This window comes from Capnocytophaga gingivalis ATCC 33624 (assembly GCF_000174755.1).
Classification (GTDB): domain Bacteria; phylum Bacteroidota; class Bacteroidia; order Flavobacteriales; family Flavobacteriaceae; genus Capnocytophaga; species Capnocytophaga gingivalis.
This window is the reverse complement of sequence record NZ_ACLQ01000034.1, coordinates 42,553-68,984: the sequence shown is the minus strand read 5'-3', so window position 1 is coordinate 68,984 and position 26,432 is coordinate 42,553. Positions and strand designations below refer to the sequence as shown.

General features: G+C 41.0%; 23 protein-coding genes and 1 tRNA gene. 7 read left to right on the top strand and 17 right to left on the bottom strand.

All coding sequences use genetic code 11. The features are described from left to right. Positions 1-10: 10 nt before the first annotated feature. The 4 genes from CAPGI0001_RS11280 to CAPGI0001_RS11265 all read right to left on the bottom strand — a co-directional run bounded on the left by CAPGI0001_RS11280 (position 11) and on the right by CAPGI0001_RS11265 (position 4,247). The gene (locus CAPGI0001_RS11280; RefSeq protein ID WP_002670290.1) at positions 11-1,675 is read right to left on the bottom strand and encodes a DUF6909 family protein; all 1,665 of its coding nucleotides are present in this window, start codon (positions 1,673-1,675) and stop codon (positions 11-13) included. Positions 1,676-1,686: 11 nt separating this feature from the next. Beyond that, a complete protein-coding gene (gene mgtE, locus CAPGI0001_RS11275) occupies positions 1,687-3,042 on the bottom strand; it encodes a magnesium transporter (RefSeq protein ID WP_002670194.1) in 1,356 nt (451 codons plus the stop codon). 168 nt (positions 3,043-3,210) lie between these two features. Further along, positions 3,211-3,624, bottom strand: coding sequence for a hypothetical protein (locus CAPGI0001_RS11270; RefSeq protein WP_002670155.1), 414 nt, complete (start codon positions 3,622-3,624; stop codon positions 3,211-3,213). A gap of 275 nt (positions 3,625-3,899) precedes the next feature. Next, on the bottom strand, positions 3,900-4,247 hold the full coding sequence (locus CAPGI0001_RS11265; protein ID WP_002670327.1) for a hypothetical protein: 348 nt from the start codon (positions 4,245-4,247) through the stop codon (positions 3,900-3,902). Positions 4,248-4,409: 162 nt separating this feature from the next. Here CAPGI0001_RS11265 and CAPGI0001_RS11260 point away from each other — a divergent pair, with 162 nt between their 5' ends. Continuing rightward, entirely contained in the window at positions 4,410-4,769 is a 360-nt protein-coding gene (locus CAPGI0001_RS11260) for a copper resistance protein NlpE (protein WP_002670238.1), read from the top strand. Between the two features lie 80 nt (positions 4,770-4,849). Here the strand turns inward: CAPGI0001_RS11260 and odhB are convergent, their stop codons facing one another. The 12 genes from odhB to CAPGI0001_RS11200 all read right to left on the bottom strand — a co-directional run bounded on the left by odhB (position 4,850) and on the right by CAPGI0001_RS11200 (position 18,091). Then, positions 4,850-6,109, bottom strand: a complete 1,260-nt coding sequence (odhB, locus tag CAPGI0001_RS11255; protein ID WP_002670288.1) for a 2-oxoglutarate dehydrogenase complex dihydrolipoyllysine-residue succinyltransferase — start codon at positions 6,107-6,109, stop codon at positions 4,850-4,852. 119 nt (positions 6,110-6,228) lie between these two features. Continuing rightward, positions 6,229-6,936, bottom strand: coding sequence for an RluA family pseudouridine synthase (locus CAPGI0001_RS11250; protein WP_002670310.1), 708 nt, complete (start codon positions 6,934-6,936; stop codon positions 6,229-6,231). A 3-nt stretch (positions 6,937-6,939) separates the two neighbouring features. Further along, complete coding sequence (gene panB, locus CAPGI0001_RS11245; protein ID WP_002670237.1) at positions 6,940-7,758, bottom strand: 3-methyl-2-oxobutanoate hydroxymethyltransferase; 819 nt, start codon at positions 7,756-7,758, stop codon at positions 6,940-6,942. Positions 7,759-7,846: 88 nt separating this feature from the next. After that, positions 7,847-7,920: transfer RNA gene (locus tag CAPGI0001_RS11240), tRNA-Thr, on the bottom strand. Between the two features lie 130 nt (positions 7,921-8,050). Continuing rightward, positions 8,051-9,013, bottom strand: coding sequence for a homoserine kinase (locus CAPGI0001_RS11235; protein ID WP_002670230.1), 963 nt, complete (start codon positions 9,011-9,013; stop codon positions 8,051-8,053). Between the two features lie 11 nt (positions 9,014-9,024). Further along, the gene (gene thrA, locus CAPGI0001_RS11230) at positions 9,025-11,460 is read right to left on the bottom strand and encodes a bifunctional aspartate kinase/homoserine dehydrogenase I (protein ID WP_002670219.1); all 2,436 of its coding nucleotides are present in this window, start codon (positions 11,458-11,460) and stop codon (positions 9,025-9,027) included. A 399-nt stretch (positions 11,461-11,859) separates the two neighbouring features. Beyond that, positions 11,860-12,861 carry a TFIIB-type zinc ribbon-containing protein gene (locus CAPGI0001_RS12840; RefSeq protein WP_002670208.1) on the bottom strand — a complete coding sequence of 334 codons (1,002 nt, stop codon included), beginning with the start codon at positions 12,859-12,861 and terminating at the stop codon, positions 11,860-11,862. 50 nt (positions 12,862-12,911) lie between these two features. Further along, a complete protein-coding gene (locus CAPGI0001_RS11220; protein WP_002670250.1) occupies positions 12,912-13,139 on the bottom strand; it encodes a PspC domain-containing protein in 228 nt (75 codons plus the stop codon). A gap of 3 nt (positions 13,140-13,142) precedes the next feature. Further along, positions 13,143-14,420, bottom strand: coding sequence for a DUF2851 family protein (locus CAPGI0001_RS11215; RefSeq protein ID WP_002670271.1), 1,278 nt, complete (start codon positions 14,418-14,420; stop codon positions 13,143-13,145). Continuing rightward, positions 14,417-15,202 (bottom strand): diadenylate cyclase, encoded by a 786-nt coding sequence (locus tag CAPGI0001_RS11210; RefSeq protein ID WP_002670261.1) that lies wholly within the window; start codon positions 15,200-15,202, stop codon positions 14,417-14,419. Before CAPGI0001_RS11210 ends, CAPGI0001_RS11215 begins: the two co-directional genes overlap by 4 nt. 88 nt (positions 15,203-15,290) lie before the next feature. Then, positions 15,291-15,911, bottom strand: a complete 621-nt coding sequence (locus CAPGI0001_RS11205) for a hypothetical protein (protein ID WP_002670196.1) — start codon at positions 15,909-15,911, stop codon at positions 15,291-15,293. A 5-nt stretch (positions 15,912-15,916) separates the two neighbouring features. Beyond that, on the bottom strand, positions 15,917-18,091 hold the full coding sequence (locus tag CAPGI0001_RS11200) for an endonuclease MutS2 (RefSeq protein ID WP_002670269.1): 2,175 nt from the start codon (positions 18,089-18,091) through the stop codon (positions 15,917-15,919). A 195-nt stretch (positions 18,092-18,286) separates the two neighbouring features. Between CAPGI0001_RS11200 and CAPGI0001_RS11195 the strand changes: the two genes are divergently transcribed. Beyond that, on the top strand, positions 18,287-19,165 hold the full coding sequence (locus tag CAPGI0001_RS11195; RefSeq protein ID WP_002670198.1) for a CPBP family intramembrane glutamic endopeptidase: 879 nt from the start codon (positions 18,287-18,289) through the stop codon (positions 19,163-19,165). A gap of 1 nt (position 19,166) precedes the next feature. Beyond that, positions 19,167-20,246: an AMP-binding protein gene (locus tag CAPGI0001_RS11190; RefSeq protein WP_002670260.1), complete on the top strand. Its 1,080-nt coding sequence runs from the start codon at positions 19,167-19,169 to the stop codon at positions 20,244-20,246. On the opposite strand, the gene CAPGI0001_RS11185 is transcribed toward CAPGI0001_RS11190, so the two are convergent. Then, positions 20,235-21,134 carry a cation diffusion facilitator family transporter gene (locus tag CAPGI0001_RS11185; protein WP_002670240.1) on the bottom strand — a complete coding sequence of 300 codons (900 nt, stop codon included), beginning with the start codon at positions 21,132-21,134 and terminating at the stop codon, positions 20,235-20,237. The two genes, CAPGI0001_RS11190 and CAPGI0001_RS11185, sit on opposite strands and share 12 nt — an antisense overlap. A 454-nt stretch (positions 21,135-21,588) precedes the next feature. Between CAPGI0001_RS11185 and CAPGI0001_RS11180 the strand changes: the two genes are divergently transcribed. The 4 genes from CAPGI0001_RS11180 to CAPGI0001_RS11165 all read left to right on the top strand — a co-directional run bounded on the left by CAPGI0001_RS11180 (position 21,589) and on the right by CAPGI0001_RS11165 (position 26,429). After that, positions 21,589-22,131 (top strand): thioredoxin family protein, encoded by a 543-nt coding sequence (locus tag CAPGI0001_RS11180; RefSeq protein WP_002670259.1) that lies wholly within the window; start codon positions 21,589-21,591, stop codon positions 22,129-22,131. 140 nt (positions 22,132-22,271) lie between these two features. After that, positions 22,272-22,580, top strand: coding sequence for a DUF4834 family protein (locus tag CAPGI0001_RS11175; RefSeq protein ID WP_002670180.1), 309 nt, complete (start codon positions 22,272-22,274; stop codon positions 22,578-22,580). Between the two features lies 1 nt (position 22,581). Continuing rightward, entirely contained in the window at positions 22,582-24,990 is a 2,409-nt protein-coding gene (locus tag CAPGI0001_RS11170; RefSeq protein WP_002670287.1) for a YfhO family protein, read from the top strand. Beyond that, the gene (locus tag CAPGI0001_RS11165) at positions 24,987-26,429 is read left to right on the top strand and encodes a M14 family metallopeptidase (protein WP_002670254.1); all 1,443 of its coding nucleotides are present in this window, start codon (positions 24,987-24,989) and stop codon (positions 26,427-26,429) included. Before CAPGI0001_RS11170 ends, CAPGI0001_RS11165 begins: the two co-directional genes overlap by 4 nt. The last annotated feature ends 3 nt before the right edge of the window (positions 26,430-26,432 follow it).

Genomic DNA, 26,432 nt, shown 5'->3' with positions numbered 1-26,432 from the left:
GAAGAAGTGATTACTCCCTCCCTATTTGTTCTAATATTCTATAAGTAATCAGGTAAGTAGGTTTTACTCCAATAAGTCCTAACCCTCCTGAGGCTAAAGTACTTCCTGTCTCCAAGGGGTTATCGGAGGCGTAGTAGGCATAGCGTACCTTTACATCTCGGCGGATACTCTTACGAATTTTGGAGGCCGATTGTATGGCTTTCTGATAGTGTGCTCCCTCCATCTCCAAGCCTATAACATTCCAAGTGGATTTATGAAAGTAGGTAAGTACATCCTTGTTCTGCAAGGATGTTCCTAAGACTGTTACCATAGTCCCTTCGAATACTCTAAGGCTATTCCCCTCAAAATCAGATGTAGACAATTCATTCTCAAACGGATAGTTATCAGCAGTTCCTTCAAATATATGTGCTGTAGGAATCATGATATCTCCCTTTTCTCCTTCTAAGATCCCTGCTTTCCCCATGATAGATACAGAAACTACATTAAGAAAATGGCTCTTTCCCTCTGTTTTATAAGGCTTTAACAGCTCATCTATTGTTTCATAGGCTTGTTCTCCGAAGGCATAATCCATCACCAAGAGTACAGGTGCTTTATCAGAGCTTGTTTTCTTAAAGAAATCATTTTCAGGGATGAGGGCAGTATCTACAATCTGTACATCTATATTGGTTCCAGATTTGTCTTTGATAAAAATCATTCCGTGCTGTAGTGCATAATCCATTACTTTTTCCCTCTGGGAGTGATTCTTCTCTTCGCTTAGTGAGGCGTAAGTATCCCATGGGGAATCTTCTTTACCCTTGATAGCGAGAGCTTTTTTAGCAAAAAGCGCATTCATCACACTGTGCATATTGGCACTGATGATATGTAGGGGACGCTCTAAGAGGTTGTATTCTTTGAGGGTTTTCTTGAGGGTATTTGCCCATATCTCTCCATAAATATGATGTCCCAAGCGCTCTCTTAGGATAGGGGAGAAGGTAATCACCCGCTTATTGTCTGAGAGTATTTCTTCCAAAGCAATTTTACCCAACCAATAGATGACTTGTATAAAACGCTCAGGGTTCTTCTCCGAAGAAAGTTGATGATACGCAGGGAGTATTTCCTCAAAAGTACGACCTAATACCTTTCCTATATGGATGAGTGCCAATTCACGTTCGGCCTGAGTGAGTTTCTTCTTTTGGGCAAGTAGCTCTATTTTCTCCCAATCGCGACTAATCTTATCGCTTTCTTCATCCAAAACACTATGAGCTATCTTATGAGATTCTATAAAAAGAAACGTTAGGTGTGTGAGTATATCATAAATATCCGAACGCCCACGAGTGATTTCTATATTCATCTGCTCCTCATCGATACGATAACAGTTTCTGCGGCGCTTAGGAGGAATAATGGGTTCAAAGTGCGACTGACGATAACCCTCATCGGAGATCATATTGATAAACCTACATTGTTCTATCCCTATAGGCAAGCGCTCGAGCACATAGAGCAACCCATTGAGTTCTGTTTGTCGTTGGGCAATGGTACCATATATCTCAGGACGTAGCAATAGGAGCGACTCCCGGAGACTTTCTCCAGATACTCCCATTGGCTTATAGAATCCTCTGTTGAAAAGGTGTCGCATAGTGGTATAGAGTTTTTCTATAGCATCCGTAGACTCCTGTGCACGACTTCTTTGTATTTGCATAGTATATATTTTTAAAATCCTAAAATAATTTTGGCAATCATAAAATAAATAAGTATTCCTAATATATCATTGCTAGTAGTGATAAAAGGACCGGTAGCCACAGCAGGGTCTATACCTCTTTTGTCTAAGAAGATAGGGATAAAAGTACCCACCACAGCTGCATTGATAATCACCGTTACCAAGGCTATACATACAGTGGCCGATTCCCAGTAAGAGCTACCAAAGATAAAGTGACTCATAATCAATACCAAGAATGCCAGTGCCAGACCATTGATCAACCCCAATAGAAATTCCTTGAACAAGCGCCCCAATAATGCTCCATCGATACTCTTATTGGCTAAGCCTTGTACGACAATAGCAGAAGACTGTACCCCTACATTCCCAGCTGTAGATTGTATCAGTGGGATAAAGAGCAGTAGTACAGGGTAGGAGGTGAGTCCTTCCTGAAAGCCATTAATGATACTGGCTGCTCCTATTCCTCCCACCATTCCGATGAGCAGCCAAGGAAGGCGTGCGCGGGTAAGTTTCCAGATGGTATCGTCAGCCTCCACATCCTCGGTGATCCCGGCCGCTAATTGGTAGTCGTGCTCAGCTTCTTCCTTGATGACATCCACAATGTCATCAATGGTAATACGCCCCACAAGGCGATGCATCTTGTCCACTACAGGAATAGCTTCTAGGTTATACTTCTGCATGACATGTGCCACCTCTTCAGGGGTGTCATGGACAAAAACAAAATCCACTTTAGGAATATAGATATCCCGTATATGTGCCTCAGGAGGAGCCGTGAGCAGATCCTTAAGGGAAAGACGCCCTTTGAGTACCTCATCGTCATCTACTACATAGATGGAATGCACCCGAGTGACATGCTGTCCTTGTTCGCGTATCTCAGCTACACAAGTATCTACCCCCCAGTTTTCATTGACCTTGACAAGCTCCTTAGCCATAAGTCCTCCCGCGGTATCAGCATCATAGCGGAGAAGGTCTACGATATCCTGTGCGTGTTCCTTGTCTTCTATATGAGAGAGAATTTGCGTTTGTCGCTCCTCAGGAAGTTCTGCAATCAGGTAGGCTGCATCATCCGTATCCAACTCTTGCAGGTCTCGGGCTATCTCCTCGTTGGAGAGGTTTTCGAGAATGTGCTCCAAGACCTCTTCATCTACCTCTGTAAGGGTCTCAGAGGCCTTTTCACGGTTGAGCAAACTCACCAAGTAAGCCGCTTCTTCCAGCTCTAATTCGCTGGTGATTTCGGCAATATCGGCAAAGTGAAGACTCTCAAGATATTCTTTGAGCTCTTGCTTTTGATCAGAGGCTATTAGCTCTCGGATATGGGTGATAACCTCTTCGGTGAGTTTGAATGCGTGCATCTTTTTTAAATGATTAATGATTAATGATCAATGACATTGTTCACTGACCACTGTTCACTGAATAGCGTGCAAAGATACAACATTTAAGAAGAAAAGTCAAGAGAAAGAAACAAGGTAAAGTGCTAAAAATACAATAAAAAAACTGCTCAAGAAAGAGCAGTTTTTGGTTTATTCTTTGGTATAGGTTTCTTCTACTTCTCCATTAGGATTAAGCCAACCTATCTGAGTATCTGATATTTTTCTGAAAGTACCCCCTATCACAGTAGTAGTATTTTCAACTAATTGCATCTTGATAAAATAATTATTAGCATCAATTCTCTTTTGTACGACTCCTTTAGCATAACCTTTAGTTGTACTACAGTTTCTCAATCCTATTTTAGGTTTTACACAAAAGCGATTTTTTTCAAAAACATAGCTTACATATTCTCCTTTCCAAGTACCTATAATCCAATCAGGAGGGCTGTAGGTAGTAGTCTCTTGTGTATCAATGTTTTCTGTTCTATTATTACCTTTATCATCAGAACTTTTGCTACAAGAAATTATCCCTACTAAGGCTACTACAAATAAAAAAATCTTTTTCATTCTACACATTTTTTAATTTTCACAAGGCAAAAATAGTGCTTTATATTTATATAGATAATATTTTAACAAATATTTATGTAAAATAAAATAAGGAAGAATTGGTTTAAAATGGAACATAATAAATAGACTCAATAAATTGCGTCTCTACAGATAACTAAGCCCATTAGAGGGCTTGGACAGCGCTAATGGTAGAGATGTAAATTTATTGCGTCTTAAAAAAAGATAAATAAAAACTGCTCTTTTGGAGCAGTTTTTATAATAATAACATATCCTTTTTAAAAGGATAAATTCAATATTAAACCTTTTGAACGAGTCTCGTTTTGAACTTTTCCATTTTTTAAGAATTGTGCTATCAGAACAGTAGTATCACTTTTTCCTGTTCCTCCTACTGCCAATTGTAGAGGTTTACTTTCAAGTTCTAAAATATAATCTCCTTTACTAAGATCAATTGGAGTTGTTTGTGTTTCCACTCTATTATGATATTGTATAACAATTGCTCCTACAGTAGCTTCTGTTTTTAGAAGTTTAAGAGCATACCCTCCATTATCAGAGCTTCCACTATCACTTTTACTACAAGCTACAATGCCTACAAGGGCAATCAAGAATAAAAAAATTTTTTTCATCTTTCTCTAGTTTTTTATTATTAATGGGGCAAAGGTAAGTCATTTCAATTAGGTAATACTGCTTTTTAAAAAAAATTTAACTCAGTGGATAAAATTTACTTTTCTTTTTACTCTTTGGCACGGAAATTGTAATGTCCCTTGGAAATAAAAATATATTATCACATGAAAAAAATGTTAGTAGCAGGGGTAGCCTTAGTCTTGGCCTCTTGCGGACAAAGTTCTTCGTATGAAGGCACTTACACAGGTACTTTCCCTTGTGCAGATTGCAGTGGAATCAATGTAACTCTCACTCTTAACAAAGATGGGTATACCTCCGAAGAGGTAATGGAGGATCTCACTACCAAGGATAAGGGTAGTGTCGCTTATGATGCTCAAAAGAAAGTACTTACCCTTACTAGTACTGAGGAAAAAGGAAAGGAACAGCAATATAAGGTAAAAGAAGATGGTTCTATTGCTTTCTTGCAAGAAGGTCAAGAAGTGGAAGGGGAATTAGCGTCTTTCTATGTTCTTAAGAAAAAATAATAATCTCTAACTAAAAAAGAGCGGTTATTCTTTAGTAGAATAACCGCTCTTGGTTTATATAGACAAGTAACAACAATATACTATAGTTCTAAGGCCTTCTTCAGGTCGTTGTCCATAAGGAGCTCTACAGGGTTCTCGAGGGCATTCTTCACCTCTACCAAGAAACCTACCGATTCACGTCCGTCAATGATACGATGGTCGTAGGAGAGAGCTATATACATCACAGGAGCGACAACGATCTGCCCATTGCGTACGATAGCACGGTCTACCACATTGTGCATACCCAAGATAGCAGATTGTGGAGGGTTGATGATAGGAGTAGAGAGCATACTACCGAATACCCCTCCATTGGTAATAGTGAAGGTTCCTCCAGTCATCTCATCTACAGTGATTTGACCTTCACGAGCACGGATAGCCAAGCGCTTTACTTCAGCTTCTACGCCACGGAAGGATAGGTTTTCTGCATTGCGGATCACTGGTACCATCAGTCCTTTAGGTCCAGAAACGGCAATAGAGATATCACAATATTCGTAAGTGATTTTTTCCTTATCATCGATCATAGAGTTGACATCAGGGAAGAGCTTGAGGGCGCGCACTACAGCCAAAGTGAAGAAGGACATGAATCCTAAGTTTACATTGTGGCGCTCTTTGAAGGCATCCTTATATTCGTTGCGAATCTCATAGATGGCCGACATATCCACTTCATTGAAGGTGGTAAGCATAGCTGTTTCGTTCTTTACAGATACCAATCGCTCAGCTACTTTACGTCGTAGCATAGAGAGTTTGGTACGTTTTTCTCCTCTCTTGCCAAAGGTAGGAGTTCCCATACTATGGCGAGCAGGCTGTGCATTGAGAGCATCTTCCTTAGTGATACGTCCGCCTTTGCCAGTACCCTTAACTTCATTAGCAGGGATTTCTTTTTCAGCAAGAATTTTCTTCGCCGCTGGGGAGGCTTCTCCAGTAGCATAGCTATTAGAAGCTGCTGGTGCCACTGGGGCAGCAGGAGTAGCTACAGGGGCTGGGGCTACAGGAGCCACTACAGCAGCAGGAGCTTCTGCTTTAGGAACTTCAGCCACTGGAGCTGCACTTTGGGCTGGAGCTGCAGCATCGGTATCAATAAGACAGACTACTTGTCCTACTGCTACAGAATCTCCTTCTTTTGCTTTGAGGGTAATCACCCCACTGGCTTCCGCTGGTAGCTCAAGAGTAGCTTTGTCGGAATCCACTTCAGCTATGGCTTGATCTTTCTTTACATAATCGCCATCCTTCACAAGCCAAGTGGCGATTTCTACTTCGGTGATTGATTCCCCTGGCGAAGGGACTTTCATTTCTAAGATCATAAATTTTTTATTTTTTATCTAACTAAATTATATTATAACCCATGCTCACTGACTCAGTGAAACACATGCACAAAGATAGTAAAAAAAAATGAAACTCCCAATAAAAAATGAGTTTTTTATCAGGAGTTTTCTAACTGTATATCTTTCAGTAGTTTACAAAATGATTCTGGTAGAGGCGCAACAATATGCAGGGGTTCTTTTCTTACAGGGTGCAATAGTTCCAAAGCGCGTGCATGTAGGGAAATGCTCCCATCGGGATTGCTACGCTTGGCTCCATACTTTAGATCCCCCTTAAGAGGACATCCTAAGGCGGCAAACTGAGCACGTATCTGGTGATGACGACCTGTAAGTAGGGTGATTTCTACCAACAAGTAGTGGGTAAGTGTCGCCAATACTTTATAGGTAAGCACCGCCTTCTGAGACTGTGGCTTCTCTTCGGGATAAGCATAGGACTTATTCTGCGAGGTATTACGTACCAAAAAGTGGGTCAGAGTGCCTTGATGAGGAATCGCTTTTTTCTCTACCAAAGCCCAATACTGTTTGCTTACCTCTTCCTTGGTGGCAAAGGCTGCATTCAAGCGGGGGAGTGCCTTGGAGGTCTTGGCAAAGACAACGACTCCTGTGGTGGGTCTGTCCAAGCGGTGTACTACCCCAAGGTAGGCTTCTCCTGGCTTATGGTACTTCTCCACCAAATAGGATTTGACGATCTCACTCAGGGGAATATCGCCTGTTTTATCTCCTTGAACTATATCCCCTGCTCGTTTGTTGATAGCTATCAAGTGATTATCTTCATAGAGCACTTGTAGGTTCTGGGCGTTTGTCTTCATCCCTTAGTACTGTTCGCTCTCGTTGGGGAAGGTTTGTGCTTTTACATCAGTGATATATTGGCTTACTGCCCCTGTCATTAGCTCGTGCAGGTTGAGGTACTGGCGTACAAACTTAGGTTTGTAATCCACAAACATACCGAAAAAGTCTTGGGAAACAAGTACTTGTCCGTCTACCTCATGACCTGCTCCTATACCAATAGTCGGCACTGATAGGTTTTGAGTCACCTCTTTGGCCAAAGCCGAAGGGATTTTCTCCAAAACGATAGCCGAGCATCCTAATTCCTGTAAGTAGCGAGCATCGTCCTTGAGCTTTTGGGCTTCAGATTGTTCTTTGGCACGGAGACCGTATCCTCCAAACTTATTGATCGACTGAGGAGTAAGTCCTAAATGACCTATCACAGGGATTCCTGCTTCCAAGATACGGCGGATTCCCTCACCGATTTCTCGCCCACCTTCAAGCTTCACGGCCTGCGCTCCACTTTCCTTCATCATACGGATAGCTGAATCTAAAGCACGCTGAGGGTCGGACTGGTAAGTCCCAAAGGGCAAATCTGCCACTACCAAAGCACGAGAGCAGGCTCGTACCACCGCCGAAGCGTGGTATATCATAGCCTCTAATGTCATAGGAAGTGTTGTCTCATACCCAGCCATGACATTGGCAGCAGAATCACCTACCAAAATGATGTCGATACCCGCTCCATCAATGATTTTAGCCATGGTATAATCATAGGCCGTAAGCATAGTGATTTTCTCTCCTTGGGCCTTCATAGCCTGTAGCGTTTGTACCGTTACACGCTTGGTTTCTTTTTTTGAAATGGACATTTCTTTAGTTTTTAGTTCTTAGTTTTTAGTTTCCTCCCTTCGGGGTTAGGAAAAAAAGAAAAAGCTGCCAGAGTGCTGACAGCTTTAGAGCCGGTAGAGGGATTCGAACCCACGACCCCGAGATTACAAATCACGTGCTCTGGCCAACTGAGCTATACCGGCGATTTTGCGGGTGCAAAGTTACAACTTTTTTCTAAACCTACAAAAGATTTCTTTTGTTTTTTTTAGATTTTAGAGACATAAGCTACAAACTCGCGCCAGCATAAGAATATTAATCGTTGATCATTAATCATTATTCATCGAATTGTGAAAGACGACAGCCTTTGCCATTGGCCAAATCTTCTATAAAGGAAAGCGTCTCTATACCTTGCCCAGCATAAATCTTATGCAGCTCCGTGAGAATACGTTCGGCTACTGTACGGGATTCAGCCAGTGCAAAAACAGAAGGTCCTGAGCCTGAGATCCCAAAGGTAATCCCTCCTACAGAGAGAGTAGCCTCTTTCATCTCATCAAAATAAGGAATGAGAATCTTACGGGAAGGCTCCACTAAAAAATCCTTTGCTGCTTTTCTTAGCAAGTCATAATCCTCTTGGTATAAACCACTTACAAAAGCACCCATGGCTGATACCTGTTTGGAGACAATGTCCAAAGACACATGTCGAGAGACGATGCTGCGAGCCGAAGCAGTATTGACTTCTATATTTGGAAAAAAGGAAACAGCGTGTAACCCCTTAGGCAATGGCAAACGGATAGGTTTGTTCTGATACAAAAGTACAATCCCCCCCAGAATTGCAGGAGATACATTGTCATAATGAGCGGAACCACAAGCGGCTCTTTCACCTTCTGCAGCAAAAGGGAGAAGTTCCTCCAAGGTAAAAGGATTACCCATCAGGGTATTGTAGGCAAAGGCGGCGGCTGCACTACTAGCACTACTGGAGCCCAAGCCACTACCTGAAGCAAAGCCTTTGCGAATACGTACGTCGACATACAAAGGGTTTTCCAGCTGTGCTTGCATGGCACTTATCACCACTGTACAAGAGTTTTTCTCAGCTGCATAGGGTAGGGGAGTGGCACTCTCAATGAAAGTAATTTTATTCTCCCCACTGCCATTGGGGGTCACTTCCACTCGATCTCCTACTGAGGAAAGAGAGATTCCTAAGACATCAAAACCTACATTGACATTGGCAATGGTAGCAGGGGCAAAACCACAAATGGTTTCTTGTATAGGGTTTGCTTTTCTAAGCGATTGATTCATAGTTTTTTGTATTATTTCTGTTTGTTAGCAACATACATGACATCGGAGAGAACACCACTGGCAGTTACCTTGGCTCCTGCTCCTGCTCCTTTGATTACAAGGGGTTCGGTAGGATACATATCGGTATAGAAGGCCACAATATTGTCCTTGCCATCCAGCTGGTAGAACGGAGAAGAAGCAGGGATTTCTTGTAGAGAAACCTTGATATCTCCCTCTAAGAGTTGAGCAACTACATTGAGTTTGGCACCTTTGTGTTGTGCTCGGTGATATAGGTCTTGGAAAAAGGCTTCATTTTCTTCCAATACTTTATAAAAGGCCTCCACCGATGGAGTCTCCAAGGATTTCTCAGGGAGGAAACTTTCAAAAACCACTTCGCTCATCTCTTTGCGATAACCCGCCTCTCGGGAGAGAATTAGGATCTTTCGGATCACATCCAAGCCACTGAGGTCTATACGTGGATCAGGTTCGGTATATCCTTCTTTTTGCGCCTGCTTGACAATCTCCACAAAAGGTGTAGTGGCATTGTAGTGGTTGAAGATAAAATTCAGACTTCCAGAGACTACTGCATCAATACGGTGGATAGTATCCCCACTGAGACGCAGGTTCTGCAGGGTCTTGATAATAGGGAGTGCTGCTCCTACCGAGGTTTCATATTGGAAATCACAGTTTTGATTCTTAACCAATTCCATCAGAGCAGTGTATTGTTCCAAAGGGGCACTACCAGCAATCTTGTTACAGGTAACCACCGATATGGACTTGCGTATCAGCTGCGGGTAGATCGCTGCCACCTGAGCTGAAGCGGTATTGTCCACCACGATACTATTGCGCCTGTTGGTAGCGATAATTAGTTCGGCCAAAGCTTCTGCTGAAGCATAAGGAGTCGCCTCTGCTGTAGAAAGTAGAGAAAGTGCCTCTTGGGATAAACCTTCATCAGCAAATACATATTGGCGAGAATTGGCCACCATCACCACCTTGAGATCTACCTTGTACTGTTGGCGGAAATATTCTTGTTGTTTGTAGACAATATCAATAAACTGCCCCCCTACATTACCTGCACCAATGATAAAGAGGTGCACCCGCTTGATAACTTCTTGGAAGAGGCGCTCATGTACCACATTGACCGCCTTATGCTCGTCATGGGCATCAATCACCACTGAGATATTGCGTTCAGATGCTCCCTGTGCGATGGCTTGGATATTGACCCCATTGGCTCCTAAGGCACTGAACACCTTACCGCTAAGACCCGTTTGGTGATTCATATTGTCCCCAATAAGGGCTAAGATCACATGATTGTCCGTGCGCTCTATAGGATTAATAAGTGATCCTATCTCTTGAGCAAATTCACGTTCCAAGGCCTCTTTAGCATTCTGGGCATCACTGGTTTTGATCCCAAAACAGATACTCTGCTCGGAACAACTTTGAGTGATAAGAATTACATTGACATCGGCCTGCTCCAGCGCTTGGAAAACACGCCGAGCACTACCCTTAGTGCCTGCCAGACCTATTCCCGAAATGGTGATCATACTGATATCACTTAGGGTAGAAACTCCCAACACCTTATCTGTATGCCCTTGGGTAGCCACATGAATGCGGGTACCTTTTTCCTCAGGTGCTAAGGTATTGAGTAGTAGTACTGGAATTTTCTTTTCCATAGCCGGACGAATGGCAGGAGGGTAGATTACCTTAGCTCCAAAATAAGCCATCTCGAAAGCCTCTTCGTAGCTCATTTGAGAGATCACCTTGGTATTCTTGACCAACTTAGGGTTGGCATTCTGCATACCATTGACATCACTCCAGAGCTCCACCTGTTTAGCTCCTAAGCAATAAGCATAGATAGAAGCGGTATAGTCCGATCCGCCTCTACCCAATACGACCAATTCCCCCGCAGGGTTAGCTGCAATATAACCAGGAGCAATATAAGAAGCTGCTGTATCAATCTGTTGTATACGCAACTGTGTCTGAGAGAAATCCACTACGGCATTCAGCGGGTCTCCCTGAGCTACAATATAGTCCTCAGAAGGCAAGTAGCTGACATTTACCCCTTCTTGGTTGAGGTATTCACCAATGATAAAGGAAGAAAGCAGCTCCCCCTGAGCCATGATACGTGCCTGAGTACGCTCGGAGAGTTCCCCCAACGTACTGATACTATTACACAGATTCTCAAGAGCAAGTGTCGTCTTACCAATATGTACTAATGCATTGGTTTGTCTATGGATAGGTAAGAGGGATTTAGCCATCGTGAAATGCCTTTCTTTAAGTGCCTCAAGGATAGGCTGATGCGTGTTCTTCAAAGCATTCTCTCCTAAGGATTGCAAGGTATTGGTTACCCCAGAAAAGGCAGAGACCACCATGATAAAAGGCTCTATCTGCTTTTTTACAATCTGCACCACACGTTGCAAATTCTCTACTGACCCCACCGAGGAGCCTCCAAACTTAATTAGTAACATATATTTATCTTGGTATAATTTTTTATTGATTGGTTGCTTTTTTCTTTACAAAACGAGTGAAATCACTTTCAAGGACGAATTGCCTCACATGCTTGCTTATGCGACTTTGCCCCTACAGCTGCTCATACTAATTTTTCGCAAATTATTTCTGATGGGCTATAATAGACTTAAAAAATCTTTTCCTCCAAAGAATAGATTTTTAAATATTTTAATCACTATTCCCAAAATCCATCTTTTTCAATGAAATAAGTTCAGGTGATACTTTCACAATGCCCTCCACCTTAAAATTTTCTTTGGTTTTTTCTTTTTTTAGAATAACATATTTTGAGGGCAAAGATACAACTTTTTAATAACAAATGTCAAGAGATTAATGACAATTTTTTGAAAGTAAGCAGATTATTACCTATCCTCATTCCAATCCCAATTAGGATTTTTAAGCAAATGATCATAAAGTTCTTGATCACTATAAAGAGTATCCCCCATATCTATATAGAGGGAATGAGATGGGTTTGTTTGTAGATAACGCTGGAGGAAATGGGTAAGTACCTCTTTGCCAAAATCGGCATTACTATATTCTACTAAGAAACATTCGGGATTCTCCAAGGGAATATCTGCACGCTCTTCCTTGGAGAGAGCTCTTAAAAGACGATTGTTTCTGACAAATTGTGTCCACTGGCGAGTTTCTTTTTTGAGAAATGTATGGATGGTAATATGGCGATAATTCCCATAAAAATCAAGCTCTTCAAAATAGGAAGTAATACTGATTTCTTTCTCTTGAAAGAAGAGCATGATTGAAGGTTTTAAAGGGGTATCCCTCTGTGGGAGTTGTAGCTGTTCTTTCCATCTGCGTAAGATTTTGAGTAGTAGTGCTCTGTTCTTTCTGAGTTTGATAAAAGTAGGTAGTTTAGCTACCATAGTCATACCTTCTCGCTCACGTAGGTCAGAGGCTATATAGTCCTCCATTAGCAGTAGGTGGCTGATATTCTTAGCCCAAAAGAGGTGTCCCCGTACATTTTCTTGGAAGTAGTAGGGCAAGCCAAAGACATCATCGCACTGAAGCCCACTATCTTGGGTTGGGAAAGATTCATAATAGGTTTCATAACGTGGCTTTACCTCATACACTTCATGGCAATGAGGACATGAGACCTTGATAAGTTCACTTTTTTCTTTAAGTCCTTTCTGTGAGTGCCTAATAGGGGTACCACAATTGGGGCAATTAAGGACAGTAATTGCTTCAAAATATTGCAAATCTTCTTGAGAAGAATGAAAAGAGCAGCATGAGCATTGTACAACGGCTCCTTCTTGGGTATAGGTAATATGTGCTACTGCCTGACATTCAGGGCAAGTTACCCATAGGGGTTCTTTCCAAATAGGAATATATTTTTCAGTGTAACGCTTCATTTAAGTAACAGGTATTAGATTCTTCACTCTTCATTTTTCACTCTTCACTATTAAAGGTCAAACACAGAGCTACGCTTTCTGCGAATAAGGTCTTTGATCTTTAGGGCAAAGGCAAAAGCAAAATATAGGCCAAAGCCCGCGCCAAAGATAAAACTTATATAGATAAAAAACAAGCGGACATACTTGACTCTTAAGCCCAGACGTTCGGCCAAGCGAGTGGAAACATTGAAACCATTGCGCTCAAAGAAAATACGTATTTTAGTAAAGGTCATGTTCATAGGTTACTTTTTTAGGAGGACTTGCCCTACTTGGCAAGCCATACAAGCATGTTTGTTACAATATTTTTTATACAATTGGAGAATAGCTTGACTCTCCATGGCATTGGTATTAGGTAGAAGAAGTCCTTCCCAACGCTCCAATATACTGTTGTGTTCGGCTGGGGTAGCACGTAGCTTCGCTTTGCACTCGGCCAAGGTATCCTTGCCTCGAGAACGAGCATAAGCATACTGCATAGGAACAATGGTGTTGATCCAAAGGTTGGCTATCAGCATAGGGGAGAGGTACTTGTGGCTCTCCTTGCTCTCCTTGCCAAAAGAAAAATGATTTTTCCAATATGGCGACGGGATCACTTTCCCAAAAAATTCCAAAGCTTGGTCATAGGAGGCTAAGGTCATACATCGGTCAAAAAGTGACTGCTCTTGGTGGTATAGTGCGGCTATCTGTGCCAAGCGAATAGTGGGAAAGTTGGGCGGACGTAGTTTGGAAAACTGTACTCTAAAACAGGGTTTCACAAGAGCGTACTTATGGGCTAAATACTGATATTCCTGCTGTAGGGAACGATAGTAAGGACAGCTCAAATCGGTTGCTTCCAAAAGGCTCAACTGTCCCATAAGCAAGGCTTCGAGCTGAGAAAGATCCTGCATCTGCTTACGGATAACCGAAAAAGAAAGCTGCTTGGCGGCCTGCTCAAAAGCTTCTCCATTGATATTGCCACCAAAGCTACCCAGTATCTTCAAGAAAAAAACGGCTTCCCAATCCTGCTGACTTTCTTGCAAAAGTGCTACAATAGTCTGCGTCTTCTCCTCAAGCCGCTCTGTATAAAGCCTATCCAACCAATTGGTAATGAGCCCTTCAGAAAGAGAAGAAATTTCTCTCTCACAAGGTATAAAAGTAGACTTAGCTTGCTGTAACTGAGTGTATTTCTCTACCAAATCATTAGAAATCAATGATTTGAGCTCTAAAGTAGGAATAATATTTTGTTGAAAATCAAATACTTCTACATCATGTTCCCAGACTACATGGAGAATTACATTGCCATAAGCAGGATCCTGCTCATGATGATGGGCATACCATAAGGACGAAGCGGTGTGTACCTCTACATTGCCAGCCCACTGAAGGGATCCGATACGCAGGCGTGCATTGAAGAAATCCGGTCCTCCGTAGGGATTGACCTCCCCATAGGAAAGGATATCCAAGACTTCTCCAGTGGAGAGCTCTAAGGGAGCTGTAGGAATAAGGTGCGCTCCCCAGAGGTATTGTATGAAATCTTCACGTATCATTTGGATAGTTCTTCTGCTAAGAGTGCCACTAGTTCACTATCAGTATTATAAGGGACAAACTCACTATTGTTGATATAGGATACTTTTCCTGTCTCCTCGGAAACTACTAAGGCCAAAGCATCGGTTTTCTCGGTAATGGAAACTGCTGCACGGTGTCTTAGTCCATATTCCTTAGGGATCACACTTTGTCCTACCACGGGGAGAATCACACGAGTAGCGACAATAAAACCGTCCTGAACAACTATAGCCCCATCGTGCAAAGGGCTGTTTTTATAGAAAATACTCTCTAAAATAGGTTGGTTCAGTTCAATATTCATCTTGTCGCCCGTGGCACGAACAAACTCCAAAGACTGGTTGCGCTCCAAAATAATAAGGGCTCCAGTACGCTCGGCTCCCATCTTACGACAAGCCGAGACAAGGGTCTCACACATCTGGACAATGGCGGTATCCTCCGAGGTTTTCTTTAAGGATAGCTTCCTTAGTAGGTTTTTGCTATTAAGTACATTGGTAGAACCCAACACCAAAAGGAACTTTCGAATCTCCTGCTGGAAAACGACAATAAGAGCAAAGAATCCCACATTGATAAACTGACCTAAGATACTGCTAACCAGCTCCATCTTGACAATTACTGTGAGCTTCCAAAAGAGAAAGATGATCACGATACCCGAAAAGATACTAATGGCCACCGTTCCCTTGAGCAGGCGATATATGTAGTATAACATCAGTCCTACCAGAACGATGTCTAAGAAATCTACAAATTTGAAATTTAGAAAGTCAAACACTTTTATAATGGTTAATGGTTAATGAACAATGGTCAATGATTAATGGCTAATAGAAAAGTACTATCATATAGGGATTGAACATTAAATATTAGTCGTTAATCATTATTCTTGAGATAATCCCATCATCCTGCTGATGTAACCTTGTATAATAAATATCTACAAATTGCTGAAAAGTCATAGAACCGCTAAAGATCCAAACATAAAATACATTTTTATACATTCCAAACTTATTCCAAGGTGTTTTTTCTCCTTTGTCTTCCTTAAGGCGAAAACCATCAGGATATACATATATAGGTGTATTCCCATATTCGGACATCTTTAAAGGGTCGTAGGAGAGAAGGATGAGGTTTGTTACATCCATAAAACCTAAGCGCTTATGGGGTATATCCGCCAAAGAAATATAAAGATGAGCATCGGGGTTGCTATGAGGGTTACGAGGATTTGTCCGCTTCTCTTGTAGCCTATTAAAATGCTGGGCTACCCCACTCAATTTGTTTCTTTTATCAATATGAAAAATCCAATTGGTGGAACTGATAAGACCATTGGCATTGAGCTTTCCCTGACCTGTCTCAGGGTCATAAGGGAGGTATACTTGAGAATAATCCTCCACAGAGATAATTTTAGTATCCTCTACCTGTGGAAGTTGCATTTGCTTTTTCTGACATCCCCAAAGTAACAATGCCATTATAGTAATGATATACCGATTCATACTAATTATTTTTTCTTTACTTTTTCTACCAATTCCAATTGTGCTAATGCAGTGAGTGTAGTAAAAACACCATAATTAATCAGCGCCTTATCTTTTTCTATTTTATCAATAACCCCTACTGATTTACTATCTTTTATGCGTACCCGATCTCCCACTTTTAGTGATTGTATCAGAGTGAGTTTTTCCTGTATTTCAGAATGTTCGCGCGCTTTCTTTTCTATTTTTTTCTGTTGGCGTACAGCCTCTATCTCCTTGTGTAGCTGCTCTTGGGCAATTTTCTTTTGGGCTTCTTCGGCCTGCTTTTCTTTTTTGCTCTTGGCTTTTCTCTTACTATTTTCCGTCTCTACAATTTTGAGAAATTCTGAAATGAGTGGGCGACGCTTCTTGTCCTCGAAATAGCGCTCAGCTATTTCATTGATCTTGTTACCGAGATAGATAAACTTCTGATTTTGGTCATAGAGTTCCTGATAGGAAGTAAGTTTACTTTGTATCTTATTGTTAAGTGTCTCCAGTCTCTTGGCTTCTTCTCTGGTTTTCTCCTCTTCCTCCTTGAGTGATGAAGTAGTTTTTTCCATCTGAGAACGTTCTTTCTGGAGCTTAGCTATGGTAGCATCGAAGCGTACCTTGCCTTTTTCTATACGTTTCTTGGCACGATTAATCAGGCTGTAAGGAATACCATTTTTCTGTGCAACCTCAAAGGTAAAAGAGCTACCAGCTTCTCCCACAATGAGCTTGTAGATAGGCTCCAAGGTCTTATCATTGAAGAGCATATTAGCATTGGTCGCATAAGGGAGCTCATTGGCCAATATTTTTAGATTAGCATAGTGAGTGGTAATCACTCCAAAAGCCTTACGATGATAGAACTCTTCTAAAAAAATTTCCGCTAAGGCACCCCCAAGCTCTGGATCACTTCCTGTTCCAAACTCATCAATGAGAAAAAGAGTTGTCTCATTGCATTTTCTTAGAAAATAGTTCATGTTCTTGAGGCGATAGCTATAGGTACTCAAGTGATTTTCAATAGATTGGTTATCGCCTATATCAGTAAGAATCTGAGAGAAAATAGGCACTTTACTCAGGCGATGTACCGGAAGAAGTAGTCCCGTTTGGAACATCAGTTGCAGCAGACCAATGGTCTTAAGGGTAATACTTTTCCCTCCTGCATTAGGTCCTGAGATAACAATAATCCGTTGCTCATCGTCCAAGCGAATGGTCTGTGGGAAGGTTTGTTTGCCTTTTTTAGTATTGCTCAGATAGAGCAATGGATGGTAGGCATCCCGAAGCTCCAATACCCGCTCTTGGGTCAGCTCTGGCAGGAGTGCATGGGTTTCTTTGGCAAAGTAGGCCTTGGCGGCAATCACATCTATGGCTACTAAGTAGTCCTGTTCTTGGGAGAGTAGCGCTGCAAAGGGACGTAAGGTATTGGTGAGTCTCAGCAAGATACGCCTGATCTCCTCTCTTTCCTCATGGAGTAGGTGAGAGAGTTCTCGGGAATATTGCTCAGTCACCAATGGCTCTATATAGATGATACTTCCTGTCTTAGAGCTGCCCAGTACTGTACCTCTTACCTTGCGCTTATAGGTAGCCTTAACCGCCAGCACACGCCTATTTTCGACAACTGTCTCACGAATGTCATCCAAATAGTCTAAAGCATTGTACTCAGAAAGGGCTCGAGAGAAACTCTGATTGATTTTTCCTTTAAGGGTACCTATCTCAGTTCGTACTTGGGAGAGTTTCTCTGAGGCTTCTGACTTGATCTCACCGAACTTGTCCAAGACACTGTCTATAGCCCTGACAATCTCTTCTGTATAGGGAATATCCTGAGAAAGTACGGCAATAGTAGGATAATAGTCATGGAATTTCTTAAAAAACAACAGATGTGCATTGACTGTTTGGCTCAATGTACGTATTTTAGCAAACGAATGTGGTTCCAAGAGACTATTTTCTATCCCCAGAAAACGTATTTCGTGATCTACCTCATCAAAAGTATGGGAAGGAATATAGTTCTGTGTCTCCAAAGAGGTCAAGTACTCATTAGTCTGGAATAGGAGAGAGGTGATGGTTTCCCTATGTGTCAAAGGTTTTAGCGCCAGCACCCTTTCCTTCCCTTTGGGAGTGTGGGTGTGAGCAGCTACTAAGGATAAAAGGGCAGGAAACTCTAAGTCCTCTAAAGTTTTTTTCATTTAGGTAATTAGGTAATAGTGATCAATGATCTGTGAACAGTGAACAGAGGTCAATGAACAGATTGAGCATTGATCATTAATCATTTGCAAAAGTATAAATTTTATAGGATATAATAAAATTTTTCATCTATTTTTTTCTTTATAAAGAAAAAGTTGTAACTTTGTCACCTTAATTTTTAAGAATCCCAGAAAAACATGTATATCAAAAATGGTTTCTCAGTCAAGAACAAATGGTTTTACTGCCTTCCTATTTCACTATTTATCTTACTGAACCTCAATGCATTTTTCTCTCCATCACAGGATTATTCTGCTTTGGTAGCGCATATCGGAGAGTTGCCTTTTTTCACTTTCAATCTGCTGGTTTTCTTATTCCTCTTAGGGGTTTTGCTCCTTATTGTTATGGCTGTACATGCCCAACCTATAAGAGCTCTTACCACTGGAAGAAAGAAAATCGACTATAAGCGTATCTTCTTTAGCTTCTTCCTATGGGGAAGTATTATCTCGCTACAGACCTTAGTGAGTTATTGGCTAACTCCTTCTGATTACTTGTGGAATTTTGATCCTGTTCCTTTCTTTCTCCTGGTATTAATTGCCTTATTACTCATTCCTTTTCAGGCAAGTTTCGAAGAATATTTCTTCCGTGGCTACTTCCTACAAGCTACGGCCTTGGTCTGTAAGTACAAATGGATTCCCTTGGTACTGAGCTCTGTGTTCTTTGGCTTGGTACATGTTGCCAACCCAGAGATTGCTAAGCTGGGCTACGGGTTCCTTTTCTTTTATATCAGTTTAGGACTTTTTTTAGGAATAATCACCCTAATGGACAATGGTTTAGAGCTTTCTATGGGTTTTCATATTGCCAATAACTTTTTTATAGCCTTTCTCTCTTCCTCTTCTTGGAGTGTCTTTCAGACACCTTCTCTGCTCAAAGAGGTGAGCGAACCGGCTATTACTCCTTCGTATATTCTGCTTTTCTACCTGCCTTTGGTAGTCCTACTCTTTATTTTTGCTAAGAAATACCAATGGAGCAACTGGAAGGAAAAACTTTTGGGTAAGATAGAAGAAAAAGATATATAACATGCATCCACTTGTGGCGACACATTGCCATCCATTAGCGAAAATCAACGGATACTCTTGCGATAGCAAGGGGCTTATATCTCTTATTACGCTATGGGCAGAAAGCAATGAAGTACATTTGCAAAAAACAGCTGCCTTTCTCTCTCAATGGCTCGATGAGAGTAATACCCTCACCTTGCATACTTCAGGAACTACAGGAGTGCCAAAGGAGATTTCAGTGAAGAAAGAGCACATGATCCATTCGGCTCAGCTCACTGGAGCTTTTTTACAACTCCAAGTAGGTGATCGTGCCCTCTGTGCACTGCCTACCAACTATATAGCTGGGAAGATGATGCTTGTTCGCACCTTGGTCTTAGGCCTTTCCCTTGAGGTAGTAGCTCCCAGTAGCACGCCTTTTGCCTCTATAGATGGAGAAGTGGACTTTGTTGCCCTCACTCCTATGCAAGCCTTCAAGTCCTTAGAGCAGCTACACCGAGCTCGAAAAATTATCTTGGGGGGTGCCCCTATCTCTCTATCTATGGAAACGGCTTTTCAAGAGGTTCCTTCACAGATCTATGCCACCTATGGCATGACTGAGACCGTCTCTCATATAGCCCTACGACCCATCGCTCCTAAGAAACAGCACAGCCTTCGTTACACTACTATAGGAGCAATTACTGTAAGGCAAGACCCACAAGGTTGTTTGGTCATTGATTGTCCTGAAGTGGCTGATATGCCTATATATACCCATGATGTGGTTACTCTCTATAATGATAGGAGCTTCCAATGGCAGGGACGTCTGGACAATATCATCAATTCAGCAGGAGTGAAAATATTCCCTGAATCGGTTGAGGAGAGGCTTGCAGCATTCATTACTGATCGTTTTTTTATTTGGAAAGAACCCGATACCCTTTTAGGAGAAAAAGTAATCCTTCTGATAGAGGGTAGGGAAGAGGCTTACAGAGATTTACTTATGAATTTACAAAAAGAAACAGTTTTCTCTAAGTACGAACTCCCTAAAAAAATATACTATCTACCTCATTTTAAGACTACTGAATCCGGAAAAATACAAAGAGAGATTACAGCAAAGTTAGTTTTGTAAACATTCTCTAAAACGAATTTCTTTATAGTCAGGCTCCACATGTATCAGTACAGAAGCGATTGAAGGGAACTGCCGCTGTAGGGTATCCTTGAGCTTATGGGCAATATCATGGCCTTCCTTCACTGTGATATTACCATTGACAATCAGGTGAATATCCACACAATAGGACATACCCGTCTTGCGAATATGGCACTTCTCTATAGCCATAACGCCAGGAACTTCTCTCGCTACTTCTTTGATTTTTAGTGATATATCTTCATACATATCCTCATCCAATATTTCTCCCAATGCTGGACGGAAGATTTTATAAGCATTGTATAGAATAATCCCAGAGGCTAACAGCGCTGCCCAATCATCAGCTGTCTCATAGCCTTCACCCATACACAGAGCAATACCAATTCCTATAAATGCGGCTACAGAGGTAATCGCATCTGCTCGATGGTGCCAAGCATCAGCCTTGAGAGAAGAACTCCCTGTGAGTTTGCTATTTCTAAGTACGATACGGTAGCTCAACTCCTTCCACAGAATAATCCCACCCAATAGCAATAATGTCCAAGCCTTAGGTGCTTGGTGGGGAGTGAGGATATTTTGGTAACTCTGGTAGGCAATCAGTAGGGAAGAGGCGATAAGAAAGCCCACAATGACAAAGGTTACCAAGGGTTCTATCTTCCCATGACCATAAGGATGGTTCTTATCAGCTGGCTCTTGTGCATACCTGAGCCCTACCAGTACCAATATAGAGGAAAAAACATCAGATACGGATTCTATCCCATCAGCTACCAAGGCATACGAATTTCCTAAAATACCTGCGGCTATTTTGACTATAGCCAAGAGTATATTTCCAAAAATGCTAAAACCAATGGTTCTATAAGGAAGATTTTTTTCCATCAGAGAATAAATTTTTCTGCTTAGAGTTATTTTTATTTACACGCAAAATTACACAAAAAAATACTATTCTCATAGCATTAATTATATTTATTGTATAAAAATATGATTATCATATAATTATAAAATAATATATAAACTAAAAAACAAATATATTTTACAATTAATTAAAATATAAATATATGGTATTTAATACATTACTATCAATATAATCATTTGATTATCAAGTATTTATAAAAAAATTATTTGAAATTATTTCATGTTTTACTTTATATAAAGTAATTTAAATAATTGATATTCAATATATTATTAAATAATTAATCATGATAAGAAAGTAAAATATACCATTGAGCTGGAGGAGTTTTTTACTCTTGAGAAAAATACTAAAAATGGTAATTAAAAAGTTTGGCATTATTTTTGATGGATATCGTTCTGTAATTAAAAAAAGAAATTTTCAATGAAAAAAATTTTTTCGATATTCCTTATGTTGGTAGCTGTAGTGGCTTCCGCTCAGGAGATCAAGTGGATGAGCATGAATGATGCTTTAGCTGCTCAAAAGAAAACTCCTAAAAAGATATTTATGGATGTATACACTACATGGTGTGGTCCTTGTAGATTGCTCTCTGAAAAAACTTTCAAGAACAAAGACTTGGTAAAATACATCAATGATAATTTCTATGCTGTAAAGTTCAATGCTGAAGGCAACGAGGAGGTAGTATACAATGGAACTACTTATAAAAACAACAACTATGATCCGGCCAAGGCCAACACTCGCAATGGTATGCATGATTTTGCAGGAGCTTTGGGCGTAAGTGCTTACCCTACGATGCTCATTTTCGATGAGAAAGGTACTCCTGTATTTCCTATCACAGGCTACCTTACTGCCACCCAGCTGGAACCTCATATCAAGTTCGTAGGCAACAATACTTATCTTACAGTAACCACTCAGGAGGCTTATGATAAGTATCTAAAAACCTTCAAAGGCACCTTTAAAAATTAATTTTTCATATTTATTACATTTTTAATTTTATCATCTCAAAAAATTTCTTTTGAGATGATTTTTTTATTTAGCAAAAGTTTTTCATTAGAAAATTTGGTAGGTTATCAGAAAAAATGTACTTTTGACGAAAATTTTGAATTATGATACAACAAGCCTCTTTTATGGACTTTTTAGGAGGACTCTTCACTGTCCTTATTGTATTTGTTATTGGTTTTTGGCTCCTTGCTCTCTTAGTACCTACCTTTTTGCGCTTTTGGATAGGTAGAAAAGTAGATGCCTTTCAAAAGCAATTCAACCAAGAGATGAAAGAAGAACAGAGAAATACCCAGCAGAGATATTACAACTCCTCTACCAATTATACTGGGCAAACAGGTCATTCTCAACAATCCAAACAATCCAAAGAGAAAAAAATTGTAGGAGAATACATAGATTACGAAGAAATAGAATAGTATGAAGATAAAAATCCAACAGCTACTCCCTCATGGGGTGTGCTTGCTCCTTTTCATGGGGATTGCAATGGCTTTCTTTTACCCTCTCTTACAGGGCAAGGAAATGCAACAGAGTGATATTATACAGTACATAGGCATGTCCAAAGAGCGCAATGACTTCAGATCCGTTAGGGAGAGTTATTGGACTAATAGTGCCTTTGGGGGAATGCCTACTTATCAGTTAGGCGCTGAATATCCTCATAACTATATAAAGAAGTTAGATAAGGTCATACGCTTCTTACCTCGCCCTGCCGATTATCTATTTCTTTATTTTGTTGGCTTTTACCTCTTTCTGTTGGTGGTAAAAGTCCCTTACCGATATGCCTTCTTAGGGTCTTTGGCTTTTGGGTTCTCCACTTATCTGATCATCATACTCACAGTAGGTCACAATGCCAAAGCACATGCTATAGGTTATTTTGGGTTTGTCTTAGCAGGTATACTTATGGCCTTCCAGCGAAAGTACTTATGGGGTTTTCTGCTCACTACCTTGGCTTTAGCGTTGGAGATCAATGCCAACCACTTCCAAATGACTTACTATCTCCTCCTATTAGTCTTACTTCTGGGAGGAATCAAACTCTATCATGCTTGGAAGGGAGGGACACTAAGACCTTTCTTCAAGGGGGTAGGTGTCCTCTCAGTAGCGGCTCTTTTGGCTGTACTGATGAATGCTACCCTACTTTTGACTACCAAAGAGTATGAACGCTTTAGTACCCGAGGCAACTCGGAACTAACCCTCACTGCTGAAGGTACACCCAAGACTAATACTCATGGGCTTTCTAAGGAATATATTACTGAGTATAGCTATGGAGTCTATGAGAGCCTAAACCTAATTGTTCCTCGCCTGTTGGGAGGCTCTAACCACGAAAATATAGGAGAAAAATCCGCTACTTATAGCTTCTTAGTGGCACAGGGATATGACCCTATTGTCGTAGGACAATTCACCCGTCAGCTACCTACCTACTGGGGCGATCAGCCTATTGTAGCAGCTCCTGCTTACATAGGGGTAGTAGTCTTCTTTTTCTTTGTATTAGCACTTTTCGTGGTCAAACGACGCATCAAGTGGTGGCTCCTATCTGGGGTAATCCTCTCCTTACTACTCTCGTGGGGAAAGAATTTTGCCCTGCTCACTGACCTTATGATCGACTATTTCCCTTTGTACAACAAGTTCCGTGCGGTCTCTTCTGTACAGACTATCTTGGAATTCTGTATGCCTGCCTTGGCTATTTTGGGGCTTTACCAATACTTAGTCCACTATAAGAAAGAAATTTACTCTCGCTATCTGTATTACACCGCAGGTATTGTGGGAGGAACACTTTTACTTTTATGGCTTGCTAAGGGAGGTCTTTCCTTTGAAGCTCCTAATGATGCCTACTATGCACAAGCGTATGGGGAAGATCTTATCCGCCTTATCCGCCAGGATAGGGAAAGTATGTATACAACTGATATCCTAAGGAGCTTGCTCTATGTAGTGGCTACTTTCGCTATAGTATACCTCTTTTCTATAGGAAAAATCAACGAAAAGATTGCTTTTGCCTTAGTCTCATTGACTTTGGTAACCGATACAGGAAATGTTACTTATCGTTATTTAAGTGAAGACAACTATTGGCTTCCTTCTCAGACCGCAGACTACTTCCTCCCTTCTAAAGAAGAAACTAAAATTCTCGAGGACAAAGGGTATTTCCGTGTATTCTCGCTAAGCGAAGCACTCAATGGTGCTCGTACCTCCTACTTCTTCCACTCTCCTGGGGGGTATCATGCAGCCAAACCCAGAAGAATACAGGAACTCTTTGATTATCAGTTTTATAGAAATAAAAATGCACAAGTACTTAACCTACTGAATGTCAAGTATATACTCCAGAATGACAAGAATGGGATGGTTGTGATGGAGAATCCTGATGCTCTGGGCAATGCATGGTTTGTCAAAAAACTTTCTAAAGTGAGCAATGCTGATCAGGCAATGCAAGGAATGAGTACTCTTGATCCTAAGGCTGAGGCTATCACCTATGATTCGTCACTTAGCAATAAGACATATCAGGTAGATAGCACAGCTACTATCGAGCTCAGAAGTTATGAGCCGGACAGGCTCGTTTACTCCACTGACAACCCTCAGGAGGGCTTGGCGGTCTTCTCCGAAATCTATTACCCACATGGCTGGAAAGCTATACTTGATGGTTCCCAAGAACTCACTATTCATCAGGTAGACTATACCTTCAGAGGAGTTGAGATTCCCGCTGGTAAGCATACCATTGAGTTTGTCTTTGCTCCTACAATCGTAAAAACAGGCGGGTGGATCAGCCTTTCGGCATCCTTAGCCTTTGTTGTGATCGCTGTAGGGAGTGTTTTTGTACATAGAAAAAAAGAAAAAGCATGAGAATCATCAAGATATTATCCTTAGTAACTCTCTTTGCCAGCTGTGACACTCCACTTTTCACTCCTGAGGAGGACTTTATCACTCCTTTTGAGCTTACTGATGGGGGAGGGGGGACATCCTATGAGGAGACTATCGATTTTTATAAGAAATTAGCTACCAATTACAGTTCTGTTTCTCTGAAAACTATGTCCACTACCGATAGCGGTTTACCATTGTACTTGGTCATCTTCAACAGCGATGGTATTTTTGACTTCAACCGTATTCGAAAAAACAAGATGATTCTTTTCATCACCAACGGAATGAATGAAAAAGCACGTGAAGGGGTTGATGCTACTATGCAGCTGATGAGAAACTTAGCGCAGAAACAAATAGAAATTCCCGCTCATACAGTAGTCGTAACAATTCCCATCATGAACTACTTAGGACAGATGGAGCAGGAGGCTCTTTTCAAGGGGCAGATCAACACCTTTTTGGAGCGAAATCTCAACGAGGATTTCATAGAAAATAAAAGTCTCAATACCCGCTCATTTGTGGAGATTTTCCATCAGGTAAACCCACACTTTTTGGTGGATACATATTCCTTGGCTGGAGATGTGCCCTCACAAAGCCTTTTTTACCAGACCATTATTCCTGAAAAATTAGGCAAAGTAAAGTACTATTTGGAAGAGAATTTCATACCCCAGCTTAGTGATTCTTTGGCCAAGCACCCTGCGGAGGATACCCTTGGTAGAGCCTCCAGAAAACTACTGGCTTATCCTTCACCTCAGTCTTTTGCCTCTACAGCCTCCATCGTTGGGTATGCATCCCTATGGAACACTATAGGAATACAAGTGGCCAGCCGCATGAAAAACCCTTATAAAAACCGTGTGGAAGATATGTACAATGCACTGAAAAACATCCTCTTACTTGTCGATTCTCACAAAGAACTGATAGAGAATCTACAGGATTTGGAAGGTAAGGAAATGCTCAAGCAACAAAAGTATATCCTATCCTATAGGCTTGTCTCTGCCAAAGACAGCTTGCCTATAGAGAAAACACTCTATGAGCCTAAGGATACTATTGCTATTGCAAAAAGCTATGTAATTCCTCAGCTGCTGACAAAAATTATCGACAATCTCAAACGAAATCATATAGAATTGCATCGTTTTGAGAAAGATTCGCTACTAAGTGTATATGCCTATACCCTAAAAGCTCCCAAAGATAGCTTATCTTTCCTTACTAAGGAAGCTATGGAGAAAAAAATGACCCTAAAAAAACAAAAAATAGCTATTCGCAAAGGAGATATATGGGTGCCTACTGGGCAGAAAGGAAGAAAATACTTGTTGGAAACCCTCGAACCTTATTCAGAAAATGGATTTATGAAGACCAATATGCTCCCTTTGCTCCCAACCCCTAAGGATAGTCTTTGGATATATCCCATATTTAGTATAGAAAAATAAACA